Here is a 15,950-nt window from a genome sequence, read left to right on the forward strand (position 1 = left end):
CACCACGACGAGAGGAGGCCTTGCATGACACACTTCAGAATCCTCGGCGCAGCAGCCCTGCTCGCCTCGGCACTGGCGAGCCCGGCGATGGCGCAACAGACGATCGGCACCGCCGCGCGCTGCTCGAATGCCTGGCCGGACGCCCGATGCCAGGCGATGGCACCAGGCACCCGCACCGCCTATCACCAGCGCATCGATCGGCGGGACCGCGACTGGCAGGGCAGCTACAACCGCTATGACCCCGGCCCGTTCGCGCCCGTCGACGCCGCGGCCCGCGTGGCCGGTGGCGTCGTCGGCGGCGCGGTCGGCACAGCGGCTGCGGTCGCCACCGCCCCGTTCGGCGGCCCCGACTATGCCCGCGCCCCGATCGGCGGCGCCGAATATGCCCGGCAGAACGGCTTTGTCTGCACCCCCGGCACCTGGTTCCGCGGCAGCGACGGCCGCCAGCATCCCTGCCAGTAGCTCAGCTGACAGGCCGACGGCGCAAAGGGCGGCCTGCGGGCCGCCTTTTGCTGCCGGGCCGATGCGCGCCGAATGATGGAATCCGGGGCGCGCACGTTCCGGCCTTCGGGCTCTGGCCTTGGCGGTGCTGGCCTTGGTTCTGGCTCTGGCGCGCCAAGTCTGCTATGCGAGCGCGCAAATCATTCCCAATTCGCCGGCTTAGCTCAGCGGTAGAGCAGCAGTTTTGTAAACTGAAGGTCGGGGGTTCAATCCCCTCAGCCGGCACCACGATTTACCACAAAAAATCAAAAGCTTAGACCGTTTCAATTTCGTTCTACTAGCCGTTTTCGTGTTGCAGGTCGTCGCCAACCGATACCAGCAAAATCAACGCATTACCGACGCCTACAAATCACTCCGTGCAACACGGGCGCAACACGGCAGTTTAGCGTTTGTTCTGAAATTGGGCCCCAATCAAAAGCGACCCCAGCGCGGGCGCGCCGGGGCCACCACTAACTCCCGGTCGAGGGCGCCACCTGTCCGGGAGCATATGACGACTCCCCGACATCGCCACTTGTTCCCGCGGAGGCCACCGCTACCGGGGTTTGGTCGAAGAACTGTCGCCGCGCGTTCGCAAAGAGACTTTGAGCTGGTGCGCCTTCAGTGCAACCGACATAGGGCCGCGGCCCAATTGCTCGGCAATTTTGCCGGCAGGTAGTTTGCCCGCCATAGCTTTTAGCTTTTCGATTTCTTCAGCGGACCAGCGACGGACAGGCCTTATCATCTTTCACCTCCACAAACGAAAAGCCGCCCCCGAATCGCTTTAGGCGGAAAAACACGAAAGGTTCCTACCGTCTCGCGTCCGGCCTTGAACCGGGAAGCCCGCTGAAATAGCAACCCGGGCGCAGGCATTGACGTTTGCTCGCGCTTGGGAATTTTCAGGGCCCAGGTTTTGGAATGAACGCCGCCGGGCACATATTTCTGAGACCGGCGGCGTCTTTTCTTGGGACCTCGCTCAGGTCCGATCGCGCGGTTCTGGCCGGTGCACTACCGACAATTTCGGCCTAGGCGGCAGACTTGGTACGTGGTTCTCAACTTCGCGCTCCTTGATCGCCGCCGCGTGCTCGATGATGACCCACATCAGGCGATTCATCTGGTTTAAGCAGGTCTCTGCGTCTGGGGCGGTCGTAAGCACACACAGCAGTGTGGCGTGGTCAATGATGGCATCGCAGTCGTCAATGGTGTTGTTGTTGGCGATCATGACGCCACCACCGGGTTCATAAGACCGACCAGGTCGAAGGCTACGGAGAATCCGATTACCCCGGCACCACCAAGATAGCCGGCCAGTGGCACTGGGTCATATACGCCCGAGAGGCAGGCCTTCAGCGCCAGTTCGCGCATATCCCGTGGCCGGACCCCCGCAACCGCCGTCTGAGCGGCCCGAAAATCCCTTTCCGCGTCCAGTTGGGCTCGCCAGCTTTCGCCCGCTATAGCCTCCTGATGTTCGCGCCACTTGCGCGCCCACCTCTTGCGGCCCCGCTTGCTTAGCGGCTCTGGATTTTTCTCCCGCCAGTCTGACATCTTGAGGTCATCGGCAGCGAAGCGGGCCTTTGCTGCTTTCAGGCGTTCGTGGGCCTCGTCTAAGGCGCAGGCGGTATCGCGCAACTCGGGGCTTGCATCAGACGGGCCCAGCGGCGCCGCCGATGCGGACAAGGCGGGCACCGATGCGAGTGCGGCGGCCGGGGCCGCTGCGGCAAGGCCGGCCAGAACGGCGCGCCTGTGAAGCTCTGGGGCGTTTTTGCTGGGTGTCTTCATTGCTCATCCCTTTCCTTTGCCGCACGACGAAGCGACGCGACCTGACGGCGCAGCTTCCAAATTTCAGATGCGGCCCAATAGGTGCCGCGCTGCTTGATCTCGTCGCGAACCGCATCCTCCTCCGCCAGCTCGCGCTGGATCACGTTGTTGAAGGCTTCCATGATCAGTTCGCCCAAGGGGTCACGCTTCGTGCTTGTGAATGACGGAGTTGCCATCTCAGACCTCCGCCATTGTCAGAACACGCCGGCCGGTCTCCGGGATCACCTCCGCCGCGCCGCCGTTCAGCAGGCGCGGGTGGTCGGACTCGACCAGCGAAGGGGTCATTCCGTCACGCTCGGCGGCCTCGAAGGCGGCGCGCAGCACAGGGTCGCGGAAGAGCGAAGAAAGCGGTTTTGTGGTAGACTGTTGGGTAGCTTGGGCCATGAATCAACCTCATCGGCTCGAGTGAGGCCCGTCGTGGTGTTACAGCACTTCGGCGGGCCGTTGCATTTGTGTGCAACTGAGTGCATACTACACCCATCGCAATGAATGTCAATTGCACACAACTGCACTCTTTATGCCAAAAACATCAGCAATATCAGTGCGTGTCACTGACGAGGTAAAGATCGCTGTCGAGAAGGCCGCGGAGGCTGACAGCCGATCAGTCGCCTCTTATGTTGAGAAGCTGCTGGCCGAACACCTTCGGAAGCAAGGGTTTCTGAAGAAGTGACCCCGTAGAAACCCCGCCTTGCCCTCCACCTTTGGTTGCGGAAATCTACCAGCGTTGGGGGAGATGATGCGAGCGGATCAAAACAGCCATTCTGTGCTTATTGCCTTTTGCGGCCGTCGCTCAGTTATCCGAGTGGCCAAGGGCTGGGGCCTAAAATGAGCCGGTTCGAGCAAATCATTGTTGTGGTGCTGGGCCTCATTTGTGTGTCGTTACTTGGTTTCATTGTCCGCACGTGGACTTCGCAGCGCACCCTTGTGGCCGATGCGCCAAGACCAGAAGTCATGGCGGCGCAGGCCGCTGCGCCGAAGTCTGTCGCAGCACAATCACAACCAGAACCTCGACAGCCGCCTGCCGTCGTACAGGCACAACCAGCAACTCAACCGCCCGTTATCGTGCAATCGAAGCCGGACAATGACGTGCTCACACGCGCGCAATCCGCGACGCGCGATATTCTTAAAGATCCGGACTCGGCTCAGTTCTCTGACCTCGTCGCTCTTCAGAATGGCATGGACACCGTTGTCTGCGGTTTTGTAAACGCAAAGAACGGGTACGGTGGCTACAGCGGAAGACAGGGGTTCATTTACAGCGACGGAATACGATCGTCCCACATGAACAGGTATGATGGCCAGATTCTGGAAGCCTGTCGGAATATAGCGGCCGGGCGCTATGTGAGGAGTTTGGCGGACGGCTTCCAGCTCAGTAGGTGAATGCGCCTGCGCTGTGCCGCGTCCATGAGGCGCGACGCGACTGGCGCCGCCGTCGAGGGTGCGCGGACGGAATGCCGAGACGAGCGCGCCGTCTTTGTCGCGGCCGACGTATACCTCGACCGTGCCTTCATCCTCAGCGGCCTTGAAGGCGGCGGCGACGAAGGGGTCGCGGAGCAGCGAAGACAGTTTTGTGGTAGAATGATTGTCGGATCGTAATGACATGACTTCACCTCATGTTTTGCGGGTCATCGAAGTTACCCCTTTCAATGACCAGCAAAGAACTACTTCAGCGAATCCCCGTCACGTCAATTGCAGGGACGGAAATTGCCATGTCAGTTGAGCATTTTAAGAAGGAAGCCAAGCGGCTTGTGAAGCTTGCCGTCCAGAAGGCCGGCGGACAGCACGCGGTGTCGGGCCTGACCGGCGTCGACACGTCACAGCTCTCACGCTGGGGCAACGAGGATGATGACGAGCGCCACATCACGCTCTACCGCGCCATGGAGATCGACGAGGCCGCAGGAGATGCCATCCAGCGCCGTCACCCGGATGAATCCCAGGCGCTAGCTTCCCGGTGCCCTTGTGTGGCAATCCTCACACACCGGTCGCCTCGCAGTCGCCAGAATGGGGCCGATGTGGCCCCGTACGTACAGAGCCGTCAACGATAAGCAATTGATTTATATGCTTGAATCGCCCGTTAATTAAATCTTCGTCCTTTCATCGGAACGTGTTGCACGTGTACTGCGTTCGTGATTACATTGAACACACCACAAAAGAGATCGTGCGACACAAACACCGTGATCGTACCGCCGCACCTGGAGAGGTGACTTATGGCCAAGACAGCAACAATCAACGCTCGTATCGAACCCGTCGTTAAGGCGAAGGCAGAAAGCATTTTTGCTGCCATCGGGATAAGTGCGTCTGATGCCATCGGCCTGTTTTACCGACAGGTGGCGTTTCGGAAGGGGCTTCCCTTCGACGTTTGCGTTCCCAACGCCACGACGGTTGCCGCCCTTGAAGAGCTAGAACGCGGCGGCGGTGAGGTTGTACACGGCCCCACCAGTCAACTTTTTGACGAACTAGATTAGTTCGTTCAAGTATCGGAGTGCATGAAGCCACTCCGAATCACCGGCCAATTCAAGAAGGATCTCCGCGCTTGCAAAAAGCGCGGATTTCGCATGCATAAACTTGAAAACATGATCGACAAACTTCGCAATGGGCAGACGCTCTCCCCCATCGATGACGATCATCCTCTTAAGGGGCCGTGGCAAAATTACCGCGGCTGCCACGTTCAGGGCGACTGGGTTCTTATCTATCGCAATGATGGAGATGAACTTCAGCTAGCGCGAACCGGTACTCACACCGAACTATTCGACTAAAGGAAAGACGCTCGCCGCCCGCGACGCTTTCCACACCCCTGGGAAGGTCAGCATGCGTGTGGCTGTGGCGCGGCTGGCGCTGTGCACATCGTGCCGAACTGGCATGACAGGGTCGGGCGCGCGCAGTGCCATTCACTAAGGGATGAGAGATAGCGAACAACGATTGAGGGGGCTCGATGGCTAGGCTTACGAAATTAGACGTTGCGCGACATCAACTCGGCACCGCTCTCGATCTTTTCATCAGGGACCGCGATCCCATCGCTGTGCAATGCTTAGCGTGCGGAGGCGGAGAGTTAATCGACAAAATAGCGTCTTTCGCGGCCATTCCGACACTTTCCACTCACATGCTGGAAACAGTGCCGGATTTGGATATCGGAAAATTGCGTCGTTTACAGCGCCAATATTGGAATGCGTTCAAGCACATGGAAGATAGAGGCGGAGAGCCGCGCGACGACGCCGACACCTTGGCTGCTTTCGACGACACAAAGAATGATGCTGCGCTGTTTGTCGGATGGTGGGATTATTATGCGGTGACGGGGAGGCTTCCGCTTCCCGTTCAAGTCTTCCAAATATGGTGGTACGCTTTGAATGAAGAGAAGCTAGCGCCCGGTACCGATCTGGATACTGTCCGAAGCACATTTCCCGGTATCTCCTCGTGCAGTCGGACTGAAAGGAAGCGCAGACTGAGGCGCGCCGTCGAAAAATACCGGAATGATCCTGCGACACTGAATGACCCCCGAACCGAGGTGACCCCTCTCTGCTTCCCGTCGAGCGTCTTCACTAGCGAGTGATTATGCCGAATTGGCACCGGCAGTTTGAGGACCAATCGAGTTGCCGGAGGGGCGCGGGTTCCACCTACCCGGCAGGCGGGCCAAAGGCTGTGTAGCGGCCGTGCAACGCCCGCAATGTTCCGTTGCCTGGAACAGAGATAAGGACTCCAACCAACCAACGAGTTCTGGGATCCTGAGCTTACCGGGGCTGGAGTATTGTCATTGCACTGACAGACAATTTTCCCGGACAAACAGGCCGCAGGTGCAATGCCTGCGGCCTTTTTCATGGCCGCTCTAGTTAATCTCTTTCCGAGCAAATCGGCGAACGCCATTTTCAATAGACGCCAGCTCGCCCAGCACCCACTCGCTGCCCTCGGTGTTGATCGCGAGTGCGAAGCCGCCCGCAATCCCACGAGAGGTAGCGCTTCAATGTCAGCTCCGACCCAAGAAGTCGGTCAAGCTAGGGCCTTGTCCCTAGGTAAGATACCTTTACGTACCAACTCGTAGGACAGCCGGGCGCCTAAAGGGCGATTCAGGACGTCCTTAGGAACGCTGACTGGGCTCGGTTGTTGAGAGAACGTTGCAAAGACCCTGCGGTTGTAACCCCTGTCCCAATAAATCCACTGGCGGCCAGTTCTCACGCCTTCCTCGATCATCCGCCGGCCCATCTCCAACTCCCGCGTCAGTGCACATGGGCACTTGGTTTCGCCGGGTTGCGGGCCGATGCAGTTGCAAGCTGTGGCATTCCTCAACGAGGTCGGCAATCGAAAGAGGCTCGCCCTTGCCGTTGACGCGCCGCGTCCCGCTTGCGTCAGTCTCTAGCGGACGCCAAATGGGTCTCAGAAAAATTTGAATTTTCGGATCGATCCGAAAATCTAAGCTGGACACACCATAGAGTAGCAGCTGGGACGCCCGATCCGGGCGCTCTTCTCAGTCTGGCCGAACAAAATGGCTGGAGTGTGCGCGAACTCCGCAATGAAGTTAACAAGAGGAAGGCCAAGGGCATTATGGCGCCTCTCGTCACCGTTCATTTCACCTGTATCGGCTGCGGCATCGTCTATTCAGCGAGCCAGGAACGCAGCGCAACCGAGACCAATACGTCGGGGACGTTCGCATGCCGGCAATGCGGAAAGCTTGTTCACCACTGGGCTGGGCTCTACGAGTATAACGAATGGAGAATCGTCTCCGTACTGCCCAAGCAACCCAAGATGAGAAATGAAATACGTGGGTGATCGTCGCGCTGTGGTCGAGACGCTTGCTGTTGTCTTTAGGAGCCGATCACGTAGCCGCCGCCTGATCCGCCGCCGCCGCCGCCTCCGGTTGCGTCGTCAAATGCGCTGACGAGCAATCCGACATAGTAGTGGTCGAGGCTTGAATTCGTGTTCGCGAATGCTCCGGACGATCTGCTGATGCCGTATCCGCTCGTTCCCCAGGGGTCGGCTGCGCGATGCGCGGCATTGGCGATCGTCTTGTAATATAGCTGCACGTTCGTGGACGCGCTCGGTTGGATGACGGCGCCGATCGGCTGGTTCGCTGAGACCGCGTACGGCGTCGGGAAATAATCATAGATCCACGCCGGGTTGCCGGTCGTCACCGAAATCTTGTTCGTGTAGGCGTGAGAGACCTGGGCGACAGGCGTTCCGAACGGGTCGCTATATAAATTGAAATTGAGATCGCCGCTGCCTGACATATAGGCGTACATGCCGCACACCTTCATCGGGAACGGCATTTGATACAGCTGCCCGTACTCTTTGGTGCCGGACGTGTTGTTCCAGTTCTGGTTGTTGTAGACCGACACGACGTCACTGGCATCGAAATAGCCGATTGCACCGTCGTTGAACACGACGATGATCCCAGGGACGCTGCCCTGAACACCGGAAAACGATCCTTGGTACGTGCCCACAAACGGGAATAGGACGCTGTTGTTGCTCGCAGCGCGACCATACGCGACCTGGCAGAAGTCAGATCCACCAAGCGCCGAGTATTGTACCGCAAATGCGACAAGATCGCCGTCTGCGATCGTCTTTGATCCTGTCGTCGGAACGCTCGTGACCCAAGCGTTATTACCCGGCGTAGTGGTCGCCGTCGTGTGAGCACATTTAACGTCGAACGTCGTCGCGCCGGCACTGTTTACCGGGCGACCCGGAGAGCCGTTCGTCGTATCTACCGCGGCAAGACCGACATTGAGGACCGTCGTGCCGCTAGAGAATACCACGCCGATATTGCGCCAGCCGATCGCTGACGAACCCGTGGTATCGATCGTATGCGAATTGCCGTCTGACGTCCGCATTCGTCCGATGATGTAAGTTTCATTCCCATTGCCCGTCATAAAGTTGGCATTGAAACCAGACGACGGCACAAGATACGGCAGAGGGCCAAGCAAATTCCTAGCGCCGGGAAGCGATTGAAGAGCCATCTCAGACCTTTGACTTAAAGCCAACCATCGAACAGGTCACGGTCGTTGCCGCAGCCGAACCGTCGAAATTCCAGGCCGTGTTGGCGGTGCCTGGGATAGGCACCGGAGGATTGAAAATGCACCCTCCTCCGGCCGGGACAGGGAGCGAGACCTTCACAGTCGAGCCATCCTTGATATCGACCGTGATGGCCGTGGCTGACGTGTTGCAAAGGATGACCGACGTCAGATAGGTTTTGATGCCCGATCCCTGCGCCGATATGCATGACGTGGAATTGCCTGAAGTATCAGCCGCGTTTCCGCTGACGATGTCTTCTAGCCCACAATGCGGGCGGGTGATCTGGGCGCCATCAAGCCCAGCATAATTCTCAACGCGATCAGCCGCCGACACGAGTGTTGCGGTAGACAGCCCGGCTATCGCCTTCGATCCAACCTTAACGGGGTTGCCGCTATCAACAGCATCATTGGCGGTATCGCCGCCGATTCCGCCGGTTACGGTCGCATCAGCATGAACCCAAAGCTTCCCGCTCGAGTCGAAATTGAACGTTGAATAATCACCGTCCGTCCCCGAGCTCGACGCTGCGGTGTCGCGCCGGACGCCCAAGATAACCAGACCGGGGTCGCCGGACGCCGCTGGCGCGTCCTCCGCCTTTGCAAGTGTCCCACCAGCTCCGTCGCTCAGCACCGGCATTGCAGAGAACGGCCCGGTCCCAGTCCCGCTCTCGTCCCATTCTCGGCCGCTGAAGGAGCCAGCGTTTCCGTCTTTATATGGCTTCGTGGTTGCTGCGCCGCTCATTATCGAACCCTGTGGTGATGAACCAGGCTGTTGTAGAATTTCGAGAAGTCGTGGGAGTACGTGACCGCATTCGGGTCATAGTTACCGGGCGTGTAGATCGTTCCGACTCGAATAGTCGTCGGCGGCTCGCCGCTGCTTGAGCCGATGTTTCCGGGCTCGTAGATTGAATTGATGCAGTTATCGAGAGTGGGCATTTGCTAAATCTTTCCTGATACGGGCACCGGGCCCCAGCATCCCACTGGGGCCCGGTTTTCGTTGGTGCGGTGGGATTAGGCCGCGCCAGACGATCGAAGATTCTTTGCCGGCAGTTCGACGGTGACGTCCGCCTTCGTGCCCGCCGGCCGCGGCGCGGTCTGTTGAGCGGCCAGGGCCTTCACGGTTGCTTCCGTGGCGTTGGCGAGCGCGTCCGTTGCTGCTCGCTGATCTGTTCCGGGAGGAAGTGCGGTCTTCATTTCATGTCCTTTCGTGATTATGTTGATTTGCGCAGAATGCGGCTGGAGAGATCGCTAAACGCGCCGGCAGCCACGGCGCTGAGTAGGTTGGGCTCTGATGCCTGGTTGCCGGTCGGCGCGGTGCGCGCACCCTTCCTTCTGAAGCCGAGCAACCGATAGCCAATCAAGCTATCGCCACCAGGGAAGTCCAGCCTCGTGCCGGGTCCAGTCGCGCTCACATCTTCGTTCATCAGCCGTCCTCATGCCGCCTTGAGGCGGTTGAATTCTTCGAGGTTTGACGCCTCGATGCCGTTGGCGAGCTCGTCTTCGGTCGGCTCCCGCATCACACCGCGCTCGAGATCAACCACCTTGCCTTTTCTCAGCCAGGGCACTTGCTCCCTTGCTTCGATCAGCGCAGCAGCTTCGTTGAACTCCTGCGGCGACAGGCCAGTGTCGATACGCGCGCTGTCGCGACCGGCCTCCACCGCAGAACTCGCGACGTTGATCGCGGTCTCCAGTTCGGCGATATCGTCGATCAAAGAGCCGTGCGCCTCCCGCAGCACCTTCTCCTTCAGCAGGCTCAGATGAGAATCGGAGACTCCGGTCATAACGGCCGGCGCATCAATGATCGCGGTACGGATATTGGGATCGATATTCTCCCCACGCGTGATCTTGTCGCGCTCACCTTGAGGCAGGCTGCGGAGCCATGTCCTAATTTCCATCCGCGAAATCGCCCCGGCTGCGTCGGTCGGATCGACCTTCGGAAGCTGGAGACGCCCGCGCATCTCGTCCAATTCCTGCTTGGCCTTGGAGATCGCGCGGCGGCCCTGGTGAAACACCGGCACAGCCCGATGCAGGAGATGATTGCGGTGCTGATCCTGCCTGCCAGCTTCGGTATACCGAGCGTCAGCCGCGATCTGCTTGCCAATGCTCTCGGCAAGATCAATGGCGGCCAACGTGTTCAGGTACGCCTTCTCGAGCCGCTCGACCGTCGATCCCGGCTTCGATTTGATTTCCCAAAAATGGATGGCATGGTTCGGCCGTCCGGGAACGTCCGCCTGCAAGATCTTGCGCCGACCTTTGACGCCGAATTGCTCACCAATCGAACTCATTTCGCCTCCTCTCCTTATCGTCGTGTTGCAAAGCCGCCGGCCAATGAGCCTTCGGTGATTAGTCCATCGAATTTGCTGGTTTGCTCGCGGCCGGATGAATCCGCGTAGCTGACTCTGCGATAAACCATCTGCGAGCCGCAGGCCGCCTGCGGCTTGGTCATCAGCTCAGTCAAAGCCCACACCAGAGCATCAGCGCGGTCGGGCGAGCCGTCACCGAGAAATCCCTCGGATGTCATCGCGGCGAGTTGGTCTTCAAGCTCGGTGAAATTGCCAACGTGACGCACCTTGTTCTGCTCATAGAGCGCAGCGATCGGCTCGGCGCGCTGGATCTTGCCGCGCGACGCGGTCACCTCGCGGTAAGGCACGCTGGGATTGACGGTGCGGATCACATGCTGAACCATCGCGCCACCGAAGTTTCGTTCAGCAACGATGCGATCAGCCCTGAATTCATGGTAGGCAGCTACGGCGCGGGCCCCCCACACAGCAGGGGACTCCTTAATGGTGCGGTCAGCCAAAACATAGCCCAGTCCGTCCCGGCCGACGCCGGCAACGACAATGCCGACAGCGTCCCCGCCATCATCCTGTCCGCCGGTACCGGATGGGTCGATCGCGACGACCACGCGCTTGAGATCCGGGATGCTGCCCGTGAACCGCGCCTTCTCCAGCATGTCGCGGGTCCACAAGGCGCCCTGCACATCCTCGAGCAGCTCAGCGTTGATTTCCTGGCGGCCCAGGCGGGTGCCGCCGTATCTATCCTGGATCGCCTTTAGAAAGCTCGGCGGAAGGTTTGCGGCGTTATCAAGCGTCGAGCCTCGCGTGACTACGACGTCTTTTCCTTCGCGGGCCAGCAATTCCTTGAGGGGCTTGCCCGGCTTCGGTGTGGTCGTCACAAGCCAACGAGGATGCTTGCCGAGCCGAAGCCCGAACATCAGCATATCCCACGATGCTTGAGCATCCGTCCAGGCCGCCAACTCATCCGCCCACGCGGCATCGTGCTCCGGACCGCGGAGACGGTCGGCCTCCTCGCTTGAGAACGTTGTTGCAGTGGCGCCGTTCGGCCAGGTCAATCGACGCTTGGAAGGCTCATAGATCGGCCTATTCCAGGACGGCGCCAGCCGGAGCAAACCGCTCTGTCCCTCCACCATGGTGTCGCGAGCGTCGGCAGCCGTGGGGGCCACCAAGGCAATTCGGCCGGCGACGCCCGTTTCGACCAATTCGCTGACCCACCCGGCGCCGGTAAACGTCTTGCCGAAGCCACGGCCGGCCATGAGCAGCCAGCCGAGCCAATCGCCCTCCGGAGGAAGCTGGTTAGGACGCGCCTTGGCACGCCAGCCGCCATCGGCCAGCGCGTCCGCCAGTCGTGTCGCGAGGCTAGGCTGCATGCTCGATTACCCGACTCACAGACGGGCTTGGCAGGCCCGCTGGTGAGTCCTCTGCGTCCAGGCCGCGAAGTGCTGCCACCACCGACGCACGCGCATCAGGGAACGGCGCAAGGGCCTTGAGCATGGTCGCCTGCATGCGCAGGAAAGCCGGGTGCTCGGCCAGAACCGCGACGTTGTTGGTGATGTTGATGCTTTGGGCCATCGAGCCCAGCTCGCCAGTGACGCGGGCGATCGTCTCGAGTACCGCCGTCAACCGGCCGGCAACGTAAGCAACGCCTCTGCCGTCGCCCGCCTCGTTCATCGCCGCCAACTGGCCGGACAGCACCGTGCGGACCATGCGGAGGTGGTCGAGGACACTGTCACCCTCGCTGGCCGCCTTCTCCGCCAGCTCGGCTAACTGTGCCGGACCAACCAGGTAGGTCGCCTTCGTTTCGTCCGAGACGTGCTTGGACCAATGGCGCCAGATCGCATCGCGATCGACGCTGAACTTGTCGGCCAAACTGTCGAGGGAGGCGCCGCCAGCGCGCAATAGTTCAATGCGCCACCGCTCGGGGTGACGACAGATCTGGCAACGTTGGGAGCGTGTGACGCCCATGGGCAGCGTGACTTTCCAGTACATCCGTGGAAAGCCCGCTCCGCTTGCGCGGCCATGGGCACATCGGACTGAGCCGATGCAGTGAATCTACCGCGATATTCTGTAGCGTTTCAACAGCCGCGATTACAAACGTCTACAATCGACGCAACACGGGCGCAACACGCTCTGCAAGCCATTGAGATGACGGCGCGAATTCGGGACCAACAGATGCAATATCTGCTGCTCAGATTAGACTGGCAGAGAAACTAGCGTAGCGACGACAGCAAACATGCGTCGCGGGCAGCGGTTGCTTTTGGCTTTGGTTGGTTAGCATCAATCAATCCGGACATTCGGGACAGGACGGGACATTTATGGACATTGTCCCGGACACCACAACGGGACGGACAGGGACACCACCCTATAGGGGTGTCCCGATGTCCCGTTTGTCCCAGTCATGATAGGAGCCAGATCAGTTCGTCGCCGTTAGCGACTTCGCCACCAACAAGGTTGAGATCACGGGCCTGCTTGAAGCTTCTCGTCCACGCCTTGCGCTCTGCTTCGCTGCGGTCTCCGTCGCCTGTGCTGACGTAGCGTTGGCCATGGGCGGCTCTGGCGGCCTGCACGGTCGTTGCCTTCACCACGGGTCCGGTGCCACCAACATGATGATCTCTGCCGGCTTCGAGGACGGCTGCGTTGATGGCATCGCGGACCAGCCGGAGACCCTTGCCCCATTTGATGCGCCGAGATTGCGCCTCGGACACGACGTGCTCGGTGCTGATGATGTTGACTGTGATCGGGTCACCATCCTCGTCCCTGCCGAATTCGTGGATCTCTGATGTAAACGAAAACAGCGGGCCTTCAGGCATGTCGTTGGCCTTGGTAACAGTGGCCGTTTTGATCGTCTCGCCGGAAATAGCGACCTCAATGTCAACGTCGCCACGGAAGGCATTGGAGCCTCTGGCGCCGCGGCTTTCGTCCTTGCCGGTATGACCGACGATGGCGAAGTGCGGACCACCGGCGCCGAGTTTCATCGCCTCCTCGCGGATCATTGCAAGGTGGGTGAATACGCGGCCCTGATGCTGGGCCTTATCCTCATCGCCTCCCCCGGCCGCGATTGCCTTTGCGAAGGTGTCAAAGACGACTAAATCTGGCGCCCCGCCGCCAAAGCAGTGGCCTGCGCGCTCAAGCGTCTCACTCACCTTTTTGACGATCGCCGGGTTCATAAGATCAACCAAGCTTGGGACTACTGCGATGTTTAGCAGTGCATCCTCCAAGCCCAGACGCTCAACATGAGCCCTAAGCCGGCGCCGAACTAGATCGGCTCGCTCAAGCGCGAAATAAAGAACGCTTCCCGCGCGTTTAGCCCTGTAGCCATGCCAATCAACCCCGCGCGCAACACAGATGGACAGCTCCGCAAGTAGCGCTGACTTCATTCCGCCCGGTGGCGCAATCCATGCCGAGGTTTCGCCCTTCGCAATGATGTTTTTTATCAGCCATGGCTTTGCGGCCGGCCCCGCGGAGAAATTCTCGATGAGCTGAAACTCAAAGCCGCGTCCCGTCTTCTCATCGCGTGGAGCTGATGCGGCACCGCTGGGATAGGTGTGCGGCATCGGATCGTGCCTGCTTACCTCCGGGATGGGGCAGTCGAACTGGTTTGCATGCCTCATTCGGCACCCATCAGCTCAGGGTAGACGAGATCCAATGCGCCCAGCTCCTCGAGCCTAGCGTCGGCCTGCGTTGAAGTAATTCGGCCGCTCTTTAGCTGAACGCCGATAAAGCGCGCCTCGCTGGCGAGCCACCGCGCCCGGCTGTACATGAAGCGCAGACCGGCGAGCTGGAGCTGTTTCCGGATTGCCGGATCGGAGACCATAAGGCGATGGCTATTCATGACCACCTGCCTTTCCGGCGATCTCAGCCGCCAGCTTCAGCGGCAGAACTACCAAAGGCTCTTTCCGGTCAGCCCGGACAATCAGGAGGTCCCTGGCCTCGAGCCACTTGTAGAGTTCGCGAAAACCGTTAGCGCGGCACTTCACCTCAGCAACTCGATCGACATTCAGAACCGGAATCGTCAGGTCGCCAAGATAGGAGCCGCCAGCAGCGCCGCTCAGCGGGACGCGTTCGGCAGCAAAGCCGCGCTCTTGGAAAAAGCGGACAATCGCGCGTTCGGCGCGGTTGCCCTTGTCGCGGGATGCTCTTCCGCCCTTCATCGCACCACCTCGCCGTGTAGATGATGCACAAGGATTGAAGCCATAGCTGCCGACACCGCAGCTCGACGCATCAGGCATGAAGCTTGAAGTTTGGGAAGAGGTGCTTTAGATTCCGCAGTGTCTCGCCAGACACCATCATTCGGAATCGGGTCGCCCTCTTGGCGGCCCTTTTCTTTGCTCGCCATAGAACTATGCGGCCTCCGATTTCAGGAGCGCGCTAGCCTCCAGCAGTCCTTCGACCACACCGAGGAGATAATCGCGACCGATGACGATGTGTCGCGGAGTTTCTTCCCAATCGTGGTCGCGGCGGCGTTCGAAAATTCGGATCTCGGCCTTCGTTTCGCCGTCGCTGTAGCCCTTCAGTGAGATCCGGAATTCTTCGCGACCTGATTTGGCCACGCGGGCAATCAGCCGCTCCGGTCTAGCCGCCATGGGGTTTCGAATTGGGATCATCGATCAAGACTCTCCCTTTGCGGCGCTGAGATATCGCTCTCGGATCACGCTCTTTAGCCCGATCCATCGCGCGCCCTCTTTGAAGACACCGGGCAGCAGGTTGTTTTCGGCGAGATAGTAGAGCCTCCGCTCGGGCCTCCCGGTGAACCGGCTGATGGCCTTCATTCCTTCGAGCAAGTCGTCTGCCAGATCTGTGGTCATTCGATCTCCTGTTTTGACCAAATACGTTTTACGCACTTATCACGACAAAAAAATTAGCTGTCCAGTTCAGTCAGGTAGTTCGCAAGGCAGATGAGCACTGAAAAACCACCTGGTTTGCGAAGTCCGCCAAATTCGGGAACGCCCTTGAAGAGCGTAGTCCGGTTGCCGCCGTCCCAACTTTCATACATCAGACACCAAGCATCGTCGCCGCGGATGGCGTCCTCAATCATCTTTTTGAGACCGCTCGTTTTCAGAAAGCCCTGACGAACCGACTTCGAAATCGCAATCAGTTCGCCGATGGCAATTTGGCGAGCTGCGAACGGATGAATGAGACACGCGATGATTGCCTCGTCCCTGGAGAACTTCCGGTGCGTGCCAGTCCCTGCTCTGTCGGTCTGCTCTTCGGCGAAAATGACCCCCGCGTCGGCCCATAACTGTATGGAGCGACGTTTGGCGCCCGTGATGCGGGTAAGGTCGGCCAAGCTGTAGAGGTCCATGATCACCATAAAAGTACGTAATGCGCACTTTGCACTTTACAAGCGTTCGCGGCCGTGTCAAACATTTTT

At 59.5% G+C, this 15,950-nt stretch carries 23 protein-coding genes and 1 tRNA gene; 6 read left to right on the forward strand and 18 right to left on the reverse strand.

The features are described 5' to 3' along the window. Nucleotides 1-24: 24 nt before the first annotated feature. Together ACVWYP_RS30490 and ACVWYP_RS30495 are read left to right on the forward strand one after the other, a co-directional pair. Nucleotides 25-462, forward strand: coding sequence for a hypothetical protein (locus ACVWYP_RS30490; RefSeq protein ID WP_304495905.1), 438 nt, complete (start codon nucleotides 25-27; stop codon nucleotides 460-462). A 192-nt stretch (nucleotides 463-654) separates the two neighbouring features. Continuing rightward, nucleotides 655-729: transfer RNA gene (locus tag ACVWYP_RS30495), tRNA-Thr, on the forward strand. Between the two features lie 724 nt (nucleotides 730-1,453). Here the strand turns inward: ACVWYP_RS30495 and ACVWYP_RS30500 are convergent. The 5 genes from ACVWYP_RS30500 to ACVWYP_RS30520 form a co-directional block, all read right to left on the reverse strand. Then, nucleotides 1,454-1,699 carry a hypothetical protein gene (locus ACVWYP_RS30500; RefSeq protein ID WP_456684236.1) on the reverse strand — a complete coding sequence of 82 codons (246 nt, stop codon included), beginning with the start codon at nucleotides 1,697-1,699 and terminating at the stop codon, nucleotides 1,454-1,456. Beyond that, the gene (locus ACVWYP_RS30505) at nucleotides 1,696-2,253 is read right to left on the reverse strand and encodes a hypothetical protein (protein WP_456684237.1); all 558 of its coding nucleotides are present in this window, start codon (nucleotides 2,251-2,253) and stop codon (nucleotides 1,696-1,698) included. Before ACVWYP_RS30505 ends, ACVWYP_RS30500 begins: the two co-directional genes overlap by 4 nt. After that, on the reverse strand, nucleotides 2,250-2,429 hold the full coding sequence (locus ACVWYP_RS30510) for a hypothetical protein (protein ID WP_264641571.1): 180 nt from the start codon (nucleotides 2,427-2,429) through the stop codon (nucleotides 2,250-2,252). Before ACVWYP_RS30510 ends, ACVWYP_RS30505 begins: the two co-directional genes overlap by 4 nt. Before the next feature lie 40 nt (nucleotides 2,430-2,469). Further along, on the reverse strand, nucleotides 2,470-2,676 hold the full coding sequence (locus ACVWYP_RS30515) for a hypothetical protein (protein WP_456684238.1): 207 nt from the start codon (nucleotides 2,674-2,676) through the stop codon (nucleotides 2,470-2,472). A 609-nt stretch (nucleotides 2,677-3,285) separates the two neighbouring features. Then, on the reverse strand, nucleotides 3,286-3,891 hold the full coding sequence (locus ACVWYP_RS30520; protein WP_456684239.1) for a hypothetical protein: 606 nt from the start codon (nucleotides 3,889-3,891) through the stop codon (nucleotides 3,286-3,288). 44 nt (nucleotides 3,892-3,935) lie between these two features. On the opposite strand from ACVWYP_RS30520, the gene ACVWYP_RS30525 reads away from it, so the two are divergent. The 4 genes from ACVWYP_RS30525 (at nucleotide 3,936) to ACVWYP_RS30540 (ending at nucleotide 5,836) form a co-directional block, all read left to right on the forward strand. Next, nucleotides 3,936-4,334, forward strand: a complete 399-nt coding sequence (locus ACVWYP_RS30525; RefSeq protein WP_456684240.1) for a hypothetical protein — start codon at nucleotides 3,936-3,938, stop codon at nucleotides 4,332-4,334. Nucleotides 4,335-4,496: 162 nt separating this feature from the next. Next, entirely contained in the window at nucleotides 4,497-4,754 is a 258-nt protein-coding gene (locus ACVWYP_RS30530; protein ID WP_456684241.1) for a type II toxin-antitoxin system RelB/DinJ family antitoxin, read from the forward strand. Nucleotides 4,755-4,775: 21 nt separating this feature from the next. Continuing rightward, nucleotides 4,776-5,045: a type II toxin-antitoxin system YafQ family toxin gene (locus ACVWYP_RS30535; RefSeq protein WP_456684242.1), complete on the forward strand. Its 270-nt coding sequence runs from the start codon at nucleotides 4,776-4,778 to the stop codon at nucleotides 5,043-5,045. Between the two features lie 176 nt (nucleotides 5,046-5,221). Next, the gene (locus tag ACVWYP_RS30540) at nucleotides 5,222-5,836 is read left to right on the forward strand and encodes a hypothetical protein (RefSeq protein WP_456684243.1); all 615 of its coding nucleotides are present in this window, start codon (nucleotides 5,222-5,224) and stop codon (nucleotides 5,834-5,836) included. A 1,246-nt stretch (nucleotides 5,837-7,082) separates the two neighbouring features. Here the strand turns inward: ACVWYP_RS30540 and ACVWYP_RS30545 are convergent. The 13 genes from ACVWYP_RS30545 to ACVWYP_RS30605 all read right to left on the reverse strand — a co-directional run bounded on the left by ACVWYP_RS30545 (nucleotide 7,083) and on the right by ACVWYP_RS30605 (nucleotide 15,881). Further along, the gene (locus tag ACVWYP_RS30545) at nucleotides 7,083-8,231 is read right to left on the reverse strand and encodes a hypothetical protein (protein ID WP_456684244.1); all 1,149 of its coding nucleotides are present in this window, start codon (nucleotides 8,229-8,231) and stop codon (nucleotides 7,083-7,085) included. Between the two features lies 1 nt (nucleotide 8,232). Next, complete coding sequence (locus tag ACVWYP_RS30550) at nucleotides 8,233-9,024, reverse strand: hypothetical protein (protein ID WP_456684245.1); 792 nt, start codon at nucleotides 9,022-9,024, stop codon at nucleotides 8,233-8,235. A 269-nt stretch (nucleotides 9,025-9,293) separates the two neighbouring features. Further along, complete coding sequence (locus tag ACVWYP_RS30555) at nucleotides 9,294-9,476, reverse strand: hypothetical protein (protein ID WP_456684246.1); 183 nt, start codon at nucleotides 9,474-9,476, stop codon at nucleotides 9,294-9,296. A gap of 17 nt (nucleotides 9,477-9,493) precedes the next feature. Beyond that, nucleotides 9,494-9,706 (reverse strand): hypothetical protein, encoded by a 213-nt coding sequence (locus tag ACVWYP_RS30560; RefSeq protein WP_304495470.1) that lies wholly within the window; start codon nucleotides 9,704-9,706, stop codon nucleotides 9,494-9,496. A 9-nt stretch (nucleotides 9,707-9,715) separates the two neighbouring features. Then, on the reverse strand, nucleotides 9,716-10,567 hold the full coding sequence (locus tag ACVWYP_RS30565) for a hypothetical protein (RefSeq protein WP_456684247.1): 852 nt from the start codon (nucleotides 10,565-10,567) through the stop codon (nucleotides 9,716-9,718). 14 nt (nucleotides 10,568-10,581) lie between these two features. Beyond that, a complete protein-coding gene (locus tag ACVWYP_RS30570; protein ID WP_456684248.1) occupies nucleotides 10,582-11,949 on the reverse strand; it encodes a DNA-packaging protein in 1,368 nt (455 codons plus the stop codon). After that, nucleotides 11,939-12,568, reverse strand: coding sequence for a hypothetical protein (locus ACVWYP_RS30575; RefSeq protein ID WP_038380533.1), 630 nt, complete (start codon nucleotides 12,566-12,568; stop codon nucleotides 11,939-11,941). Before ACVWYP_RS30575 ends, ACVWYP_RS30570 begins: the two co-directional genes overlap by 11 nt. 407 nt (nucleotides 12,569-12,975) lie before the next feature. Further along, on the reverse strand, nucleotides 12,976-14,133 hold the full coding sequence (locus tag ACVWYP_RS30580; protein WP_157790977.1) for an AAA family ATPase: 1,158 nt from the start codon (nucleotides 14,131-14,133) through the stop codon (nucleotides 12,976-12,978). 53 nt (nucleotides 14,134-14,186) lie between these two features. Further along, nucleotides 14,187-14,411, reverse strand: a complete 225-nt coding sequence (locus ACVWYP_RS30585; RefSeq protein WP_038380534.1) for a hypothetical protein — start codon at nucleotides 14,409-14,411, stop codon at nucleotides 14,187-14,189. Beyond that, nucleotides 14,404-14,730, reverse strand: a complete 327-nt coding sequence (locus tag ACVWYP_RS30590) for a hypothetical protein (protein WP_080586273.1) — start codon at nucleotides 14,728-14,730, stop codon at nucleotides 14,404-14,406. Before ACVWYP_RS30590 ends, ACVWYP_RS30585 begins: the two co-directional genes overlap by 8 nt. A gap of 189 nt (nucleotides 14,731-14,919) precedes the next feature. After that, nucleotides 14,920-15,183, reverse strand: coding sequence for a hypothetical protein (locus ACVWYP_RS30595; RefSeq protein ID WP_157790978.1), 264 nt, complete (start codon nucleotides 15,181-15,183; stop codon nucleotides 14,920-14,922). A 3-nt stretch (nucleotides 15,184-15,186) separates the two neighbouring features. Beyond that, the gene (locus tag ACVWYP_RS30600) at nucleotides 15,187-15,384 is read right to left on the reverse strand and encodes a hypothetical protein (RefSeq protein WP_038380537.1); all 198 of its coding nucleotides are present in this window, start codon (nucleotides 15,382-15,384) and stop codon (nucleotides 15,187-15,189) included. Between the two features lie 53 nt (nucleotides 15,385-15,437). Next, the gene (locus ACVWYP_RS30605; RefSeq protein WP_157790979.1) at nucleotides 15,438-15,881 is read right to left on the reverse strand and encodes a MerR family transcriptional regulator; all 444 of its coding nucleotides are present in this window, start codon (nucleotides 15,879-15,881) and stop codon (nucleotides 15,438-15,440) included. Nucleotides 15,882-15,950 lie beyond the last annotated feature (69 nt).

The sequence above is a fragment of the Bradyrhizobium sp. USDA 3262 genome (assembly GCF_054060035.1).

Coding starts and splice junctions, on each gene's coding strand:
- ACVWYP_RS30515 (WP_456684238.1), bottom strand. CDS start 2,676: ATGGCCCAAGCTACCCAACAGTCTACCACAAAACCGCTTTCTTCGCTC.
- ACVWYP_RS30490 (WP_304495905.1), top strand. CDS start 25: ATGACACACTTCAGAATCCTCGGCGCAGCAGCCCTGCTCGCCTCGGCA.
- ACVWYP_RS30605 (WP_157790979.1), bottom strand. CDS start 15,881: ATGGACCTCTACAGCTTGGCCGACCTTACCCGCATCACGGGCGCCAAA.
- ACVWYP_RS30530 (WP_456684241.1), top strand. CDS start 4,497: ATGGCCAAGACAGCAACAATCAACGCTCGTATCGAACCCGTCGTTAAG.
- ACVWYP_RS30580 (WP_157790977.1), bottom strand. CDS start 14,133: ATGCCGCACACCTATCCCAGCGGTGCCGCATCAGCTCCACGCGATGAG.
- ACVWYP_RS30550 (WP_456684245.1), bottom strand. CDS start 9,024: ATGAGCGGCGCAGCAACCACGAAGCCATATAAAGACGGAAACGCTGGC.
- ACVWYP_RS30500 (WP_456684236.1), bottom strand. CDS start 1,699: ATGATCGCCAACAACAACACCATTGACGACTGCGATGCCATCATTGAC.
- ACVWYP_RS30590 (WP_080586273.1), bottom strand. CDS start 14,730: ATGAAGGGCGGAAGAGCATCCCGCGACAAGGGCAACCGCGCCGAACGC.
- ACVWYP_RS30540 (WP_456684243.1), top strand. CDS start 5,222: ATGGCTAGGCTTACGAAATTAGACGTTGCGCGACATCAACTCGGCACC.
- ACVWYP_RS30525 (WP_456684240.1), top strand. CDS start 3,936: ATGACCAGCAAAGAACTACTTCAGCGAATCCCCGTCACGTCAATTGCA.
- ACVWYP_RS30545 (WP_456684244.1), bottom strand. CDS start 8,231: ATGGCTCTTCAATCGCTTCCCGGCGCTAGGAATTTGCTTGGCCCTCTG.
- ACVWYP_RS30575 (WP_038380533.1), bottom strand. CDS start 12,568: ATGTACTGGAAAGTCACGCTGCCCATGGGCGTCACACGCTCCCAACGT.
- ACVWYP_RS30535 (WP_456684242.1), top strand. CDS start 4,776: ATGAAGCCACTCCGAATCACCGGCCAATTCAAGAAGGATCTCCGCGCT.
- ACVWYP_RS30520 (WP_456684239.1), bottom strand. CDS start 3,891: ATGTCATTACGATCCGACAATCATTCTACCACAAAACTGTCTTCGCTG.
- ACVWYP_RS30585 (WP_038380534.1), bottom strand. CDS start 14,411: ATGAATAGCCATCGCCTTATGGTCTCCGATCCGGCAATCCGGAAACAG.
- ACVWYP_RS30565 (WP_456684247.1), bottom strand. CDS start 10,567: ATGAGTTCGATTGGTGAGCAATTCGGCGTCAAAGGTCGGCGCAAGATC.
- ACVWYP_RS30505 (WP_456684237.1), bottom strand. CDS start 2,253: ATGAAGACACCCAGCAAAAACGCCCCAGAGCTTCACAGGCGCGCCGTT.
- ACVWYP_RS30570 (WP_456684248.1), bottom strand. CDS start 11,949: ATGCAGCCTAGCCTCGCGACACGACTGGCGGACGCGCTGGCCGATGGC.
- ACVWYP_RS30595 (WP_157790978.1), bottom strand. CDS start 15,183: ATGATCCCAATTCGAAACCCCATGGCGGCTAGACCGGAGCGGCTGATT.
- ACVWYP_RS30555 (WP_456684246.1), bottom strand. CDS start 9,476: ATGAAGACCGCACTTCCTCCCGGAACAGATCAGCGAGCAGCAACGGAC.
- ACVWYP_RS30560 (WP_304495470.1), bottom strand. CDS start 9,706: ATGAACGAAGATGTGAGCGCGACTGGACCCGGCACGAGGCTGGACTTC.
- ACVWYP_RS30600 (WP_038380537.1), bottom strand. CDS start 15,384: ATGACCACAGATCTGGCAGACGACTTGCTCGAAGGAATGAAGGCCATC.